The sequence below is a fragment of the Candidatus Methylomirabilota bacterium genome (assembly GCA_035764725.1).
Classification (GTDB): domain Bacteria; phylum Methylomirabilota; class Methylomirabilia; order Rokubacteriales; family CSP1-6; genus DASRWT01.
Genome location: DASTYT010000088.1, coordinates 1 through 5,507, shown reverse-complemented (window position 1 = coordinate 5,507; position 5,507 = coordinate 1). Strand labels below are relative to the sequence as shown.

At 72.3% G+C, this 5,507-nt stretch carries 7 protein-coding genes; all 7 read right to left on the bottom strand.

The genetic code is table 11. The features are described from left to right. Positions 1-92: 92 nt before the first annotated feature. Complete coding sequence (moaC, locus tag VFX14_13940; protein ID HEU5190784.1) at positions 93-596, bottom strand: cyclic pyranopterin monophosphate synthase MoaC; 504 nt, start codon at positions 594-596, stop codon at positions 93-95. A 27-nt stretch (positions 597-623) separates the two neighbouring features. Continuing rightward, complete coding sequence (locus VFX14_13935) at positions 624-854, bottom strand: hypothetical protein (GenBank protein HEU5190783.1); 231 nt, start codon at positions 852-854, stop codon at positions 624-626. Between the two features lie 166 nt (positions 855-1,020). Next, on the bottom strand, positions 1,021-2,166 hold the full coding sequence (locus tag VFX14_13930) for an ABC transporter ATP-binding protein (protein HEU5190782.1): 1,146 nt from the start codon (positions 2,164-2,166) through the stop codon (positions 1,021-1,023). Continuing rightward, the gene (locus tag VFX14_13925; GenBank protein HEU5190781.1) at positions 2,163-3,305 is read right to left on the bottom strand and encodes an ABC transporter ATP-binding protein; all 1,143 of its coding nucleotides are present in this window, start codon (positions 3,303-3,305) and stop codon (positions 2,163-2,165) included. Before VFX14_13925 ends, VFX14_13930 begins: the two co-directional genes overlap by 4 nt. Continuing rightward, positions 3,302-3,967 (bottom strand): molybdate ABC transporter permease subunit, encoded by a 666-nt coding sequence (gene modB / locus VFX14_13920; GenBank protein ID HEU5190780.1) that lies wholly within the window; start codon positions 3,965-3,967, stop codon positions 3,302-3,304. The genes VFX14_13925 and modB overlap by 4 nt, the downstream gene beginning before the upstream one ends. A gap of 8 nt (positions 3,968-3,975) precedes the next feature. Continuing rightward, complete coding sequence (locus tag VFX14_13915) at positions 3,976-4,773, bottom strand: ABC transporter ATP-binding protein (GenBank protein HEU5190779.1); 798 nt, start codon at positions 4,771-4,773, stop codon at positions 3,976-3,978. Between the two features lie 2 nt (positions 4,774-4,775). Further along, a partial coding sequence (locus tag VFX14_13910; protein HEU5190778.1) for an iron ABC transporter permease occupies positions 4,776-5,507 on the bottom strand: 732 nt, incomplete at its 5' end.

Here is a 5,507-nt window from a genome sequence, read left to right as displayed (position 1 = left end):
CGACTCCTGGATTTCGCTCGGCTCGCACCGGAGACCGTTGCTCACCTCGCCCGACTCCTGGATTTCGCTCGGCTCGCACCGGAGACCGTTGCTCACCTCGCCCTCCAAGTTCCCGACTTCCCGCCCGACTTCGCGATGAGGCGGAGATTGGTGATGGTGACGCCGCGATCCACCGCCTTCACCATGTCGTAAACGGTGAGGCTCGCCACCGCCGCCGCGGTGAGGGCTTCCATCTCCACCCCGGTCTTGTCCACGGTGCGCACGCGCGCCTCCACCGTGATCGTCGAGGCGCGGGAGTCGAGCGCGAACGTCACGTCCACGCCGGTGATGCGGAGCGGATGGCAGAGGGGAATGACATCGGGCGTGCGCTTGGCGGCCATGATGCCCGCGGTGCGGGCGACGCCGAGCACGTCGCCCTTGGCCATCTGGCCCGCTCGCACCGCCGCCAGCGTCGCGGGCTTGACCTTCAGGGTCGCGCGCGCGACCGCCTCACGGGCCGTCTCCGCCTTGGCGGAGACGTCCACCATCCGTGCGTCCCCCGCGGGGGTGAGATGGGAGAGACCGCGGAAGCCCGCGCTCCCCCGTGAGGAACCCATGTGAGCCGGCGAACGCCTGGGGCGCGGTCAGGCGTGCGCGGAGGCGCGGGCCTGTCGGACCATCGCCTCCATGCGATCCTTCGCGATCAGCTTGAGCTTCTTGAGCTCGCTGACCCGCCAGTGCTGCTCGGCCGAGAGGAAACCGCGGCCATTGAGCGTGACCAGCTCTTCCTCGTACTTCTTGTGCTCCTCGCGGAGGGCGCGGAATTCGTGATTGTCGGCCGTCAGCCGCTCGATCAACGGTTCCGGATCAGGCATGGAGAGCCTCCCAGGTAGGAGAAACGGCGTGGAAATCTGCGGGTGCTACGAGGCGGGGTGCCGCATGGGACCACGACTATCAACTCTTCAGGCACACCCATCGGGCCTCCCTCTGCCTCGCTATTCCTTGCGGGCCGAGTGTTGCGGGGCCTGCTTCTAATCCGGCTTATACCCCCGCGCGCGTGGCGGTGTCAAGGCTCGCCGCGCCGCGCGTGGGCGTGCCCTCCGCGCGCAGCAGATGCGGCGCCTCGGGCGCGAATGACACCGCTACCGGCATCTCGGGCGCGAGCGCCAACTCCATCGCGGTGCGGTGCGTGACCACCGCGATCACGGGCACGCCGCAGTCGATGACCACGCGCACGTGCAGGGGCGCGGGAATCACGTGGGTGACGCGTCCGGCCAGGCAGTTGCGGGAGGCGGAATCCGCGTCGGGGGGTGCCAAATGCAGATCCTCGGGGCGCAGCGCGAGCAGCACGCGCTCGCCCGGCGCCGCGGGCGCCGCCACCAGGAGCCGCCGGCCGGCCGCCTCCACCACCGCGCCGCTGCGGCCCGCCTCGACCACGCGCGCGTCGAGGATGGTCTCGAGCCCCACGAAGCGCGCCACCGCCTCGAGGGCGGGCGCCCGGAACACCTCGCCGGCCGGGCCGATCTGCAGAATCCGCCCGCCTATCATCACCGCCAGTCGGTCGCCGAGGGCCAGGGCCTCGCCGCGATGGTGGGTCACGAGCACGGTGGTGACGCGGTCGGCTCGGAGCACCCCGCGGAGATCCTGGATGAGCGCCTCGCGCGTCGGCTGATCGAGGGCCGAAAAGGGCTCGTCGAGCAGCAGCAGTTCCGGCTCCAGCACGAGGGCCCGTGCCAGGGCCACGCGCTGCGCCTCGCCGCCCGAGAGCGTGCGGGCCGGCCGCGCGACGAGGGCGGCGACGCCGAAGCGCTCGAGCCAGGCGAGGACGCGGCCCCGCTCGGCCGCGCGTGCCACGCCCCGGAACCGGAGGCCCATCGCCACGTTCTCGAACACGGAGGCGTCCGCCAGCAGCGGCTCCTGGAACACGCTCGCCATGCGCCGGCGAACGGCGAGGCCGCGCGCGGGGGTGATCGCCTCGCCGCGGAAGCGCACGGTGCCCGCATCCGGCGCCTGGAGGAGGCCCAGCACGCGGAGCAGCGTGGACTTGCCCGCTCCATTGGGCCCTATCACGCCCAGGGTCTCGCCCTCCCGCACTGCGAGCGCGGGAACGTCCAGCACGGTGTGGCCGTCGTGGGCCACGCGCAGGCCGTCCACCTCGACCACCGGCCGGCCCAGCGCGCTGGTCATGAGGAGGGCAGCACGTGGATCGAGCCGCGATGGATCGAGAAGCGCCAGTGCCGGTCGCGCTCGATCTCGAGGATCTCGTAGACGAGGCGCGGTACCTCCACTTCCAGGTCGAAGTCGCCCTGGGCGGGCTCGCCCGGCTCGTCGAGCCGGATCTGCAGCGTCCAGGTGGTGCCGAAGTCGATCTCGCGGACCACCCGGCCCATCATCACGTTCATGTGATGCGTGGGATCGTCGACGCCGCGGTCCTTCCGGATGAGGCGCACGTACTCGGGCCGCACGAAGAACCCCAGGGGGCTGTCGGCAGTGGGCAGGTACGAGCGGCTCGGCGAGTTCACCGCCTCGAGGGTCTGCCCGCGCCAGCGGAACTGGATGCGGTCAGGCGAGGCCTTGAGCACGGTGCCCTGCAGGACATTGCTCAAGCCCATCACGCGCGCCACCGCGCGGGACGCCGGCTGCCAGAGGAGCTCGGCGCGCGGCGCCTCCTGGATCACGCGCCCGTCCTCGTAGACCACGATGCGGTCGCCCAGCCGATACGCCTCGGTGAAATCGTGGGTGACCACCACCGCCGCCGTGCCCCACGCGGCGAGGATGGTCCGCAGCTCGTCCCGCAGCGCGCGCCGCAGCGGCAGGTCCAGCGCGGACAGCGGCTCGTCGAGGAGCAGCAGCGCGGGATCGGGGGCGAGCGCGCGCCCGAGCGCGACGCGCTGACGCTGGCCCCCCGAAAGGACTCCCGGATACCGGTCGGCGAGGTCCTCGATGCCGAGTCGGGTCAGGACTTCCTCCGTGCGGCGCTGACGCTCGGCCCGCGGCCGGTCGCGGAGCCCGAAGCCGACATTGCCCGCCACGGTGAGATGCGGGAACAGCGCGTAGCCCTGGAAGACATAGCCCACGCGCCGCTGCTGCGGCGGCACGCGCACGCCCGCATCGGCGTCGAAGAGCACGCGCCCGTCGACGACGACGCGTCCCGCATCGGGCGGCATGAGCCCCGCGAGGCACTGGAGCGTCACCGTCTTGCCCGCGCCGGAGGGGCCGAACAGCACGGCGACGCCGTCGCCCGCGCGCCACTCGACGTCGAGCTCGAACTTGGGCAGCCGCTTGCGCAGGCGCACCTGGAGACGGGGAAGGGCGAGGGTGGTCATACGGCGCGCGGTCCCAGCCGGCCGGCGGCGACCAGCACCACGCAGGACAGCGCGGTGAGCAGGCCGACGAGGAGGAGCGCCTCACCGCGCTCGCCCGTCTGCACCGCGGTGTAAATCGCCAGCGGCGCCGTCGTCGTCCTACCGGGGATATTGCCCGCGAGCATGAGCGTCGCGCCGAACTCGCCGAGGGCGCGCGCGAATGCGAGCACGAGCCCGGCGACAAGACCGTTCCGCGCCAGCGGCAGGGTGACCTCGAGGGCGGTGCGCCACTCGGAGTGCCCGAGCGTCCACGCCGCACGCTCGAGGTCGCGGTCCACCGACTCGATGGCCGCGCGCGCCGTGCGCACGAGCAGCGGCAGCGCCATCACGGTGGCGGCGACCACTGCCGCGTACCACGTGAAGGCGATCGACCAGCCCGTGGCCTCGTAGATCGGCTTGCCGAGCAGGCCTCGCCGGCCGAGGAGCACGATCAGGTAGTAGCCGGTGACGGTGGGCGGGAGCACGAGCGGCAGCGTCACGAGGAGATCGAGTAGCCCGTGGCCCCAGAAGCGGCGCCGCGCGAGCACGTACGCGATGGGGATGCCGAACACCGCGTTGAGAAGGGTGGCCGCCAGCGCGACCTGCACCGACAGCGAAAGGGCCGACACGAGCTCCGGGCTCATGGCCGCCATCAGTATGCCATCGGGCGGGCGAGCGACGGCACGCAGACCCGCGTGCGGCCGCCCCCCGGCCCCTCGACCTGCGCGATGGCCACGCTGACGCCGTAGATGGCGCCGAGGCGCTCGGGCGTGATCACCGCCTCCGGCGTGCCGAGGGCGACCAGGCGCCCCTGGCTCAGGAGCGCCACGCGGTGGGCGCAGAGGAATGCCTGATCGGGATCGTGGGTGGAGAAGATGATCGCGATCCCGCGATGAGCCAGCGTCTCGACCTGGATGAGCACGCGCACCTGATTGCCGAAGTCCAGGCTCGCGGTAGGCTCGTCCATCACGAGCACGCGCGGCTCCTGGGCGAGGGCGCGCGCGATCAGGCTCAGCTGGCGCTCGCCCCCGCTGATCTGCGTGTACTCCCGCTCGGCGAGATGCGCGATGCCGAGCGTGGCGAGCGCGGCGTCGGCGGCCTCGCGGTCCGCGCGCGCCGGCACCGCGAAGGGGCCGATGTGCGCGGTGCGCCCCATGAGAACGACCTCCCGCACCGTGAAGGGAAACCCGGTCAGCTGGGCCTGGGGCACGTAGCCGAACGTGCGAGCCAGACGCGGGCGGCCCCAGCCGGCCACGGATTCGCCGTCCACGCGCACGGTGCCCGAGCGCGGGGCGAGAAGGCTCAGCACGGTCTTGAATAGCGTGGTCTTGCCCCCGCCGTTGGGGCCGAGCAGGCACAGCACCTCGCCCGGCTCCACCGTGAAGCTCACGCCTTCGCCCACCGGCTTGCCCGGGTAGCCGAAGGCCAGGTCTTCGACGGCGAGCCGCATCGCTACTGCCAGCCCCGGCGCGAGACCGCGAGCAGCCAGACGAACACCGGCACGCCCACGAACGCGGTGAGGACGCCGGGCGGCACCTCGATGGCCGCCATCGTGCGCCCGAGCGTGTCGACGGCGAGAAGATACCCGCCGCCCAACAGCATCGCGGTGGGGAGCAGCCGCCCGAAGTCCGGGCCCACGAGGAGCCGCGCCGCGTGGGGCACGAGGAGCCCGATCCAGCCGATCACGCCGCTCACCGACACCACCGCCGCCGTCATGAGGGTGGCCGCGGCGATCACGATGAGCCGCATGCGCCCGGTGTCGACGCCGAGCGCGCGCGCCTCCTCGTCGGGCAGGGTCATCACGTTCATGCGCCAGCGGAGGAGATAGAGCGGCACGAGGCCCGCGGCGACGGCCGGGAGCGTGGCGAGGAGATCGCGCACGGTGAGGCCCGAGAGGCTGCCGAGCAGCCAGAAGGTGATGGCGGGGAGCTGATTGTAGGGATCGGCCAGGTACTTCACCAGCGAGACGCAGGAGCCAAGCAGCGTGCCGATCAGCACGCCCGCGAGCACGAGGGTGAGCAGCGGGTCGTGGCGGCGCAGGAACGCGCTCACGAGATAGACCGCGGCCACCGCGGCGAGGCCGACCGCGAAGGCGAGGGCCTGGATGGCGATCACGTTGAGCGAGAGATAGATGCCGAGCACGGCCCCGAACGCCGCGCCGGTGGACACGCCCAGGATGTCGGG

Coding starts and splice junctions, on each gene's coding strand:
- moaC (HEU5190784.1), bottom strand. CDS start 596: ATGGGTTCCTCACGGGGGAGCGCGGGCTTCCGCGGTCTCTCCCATCTC.
- VFX14_13935 (HEU5190783.1), bottom strand. CDS start 854: ATGCCTGATCCGGAACCGTTGATCGAGCGGCTGACGGCCGACAATCAC.
- VFX14_13930 (HEU5190782.1), bottom strand. CDS start 2,166: ATGACCAGCGCGCTGGGCCGGCCGGTGGTCGAGGTGGACGGCCTGCGC.
- VFX14_13925 (HEU5190781.1), bottom strand. CDS start 3,305: ATGACCACCCTCGCCCTTCCCCGTCTCCAGGTGCGCCTGCGCAAGCGG.
- modB (HEU5190780.1), bottom strand. CDS start 3,967: ATGAGCCCGGAGCTCGTGTCGGCCCTTTCGCTGTCGGTGCAGGTCGCG.
- VFX14_13915 (HEU5190779.1), bottom strand. CDS start 4,773: ATGCGGCTCGCCGTCGAAGACCTGGCCTTCGGCTACCCGGGCAAGCCG.